Below are 219 nucleotides of genomic sequence, written 5' to 3' on the forward strand. Positions count from 1 at the left end.
GTTTTCGTCCTGTTCAAGAGGTTTTATATTCAATGGAGTTTACAAATGAACATTTTGAACAGGCCAAAATGCGCAAGCTGGACGGGAAAAATCAAGCGGATCTGCAATTTATCTATCACTTCGCAACTGAAAGAGTTTCTGTTTCTCAAAAATTTGGAACAAACAACACATCAGAACTCCTAATGTTTTACTGTTTAAATGTCTTCCATAATGATATTT

General features: G+C 34.7%; 1 pseudogene. It reads left to right on the forward strand.

The features are described 5' to 3' along the window. Positions 1 to 32 precede the first annotated feature (32 nt). A pseudogene (locus V7127_RS13985) lies at positions 33 to 219 on the forward strand (GNAT family N-acetyltransferase); the annotation flags it as partial.

This window comes from Bacillus sp. JJ1773 (genome assembly GCF_036962035.1).
Lineage (GTDB): Bacteria > Bacillota > Bacilli > Bacillales > Cytobacillaceae > Cytobacillus.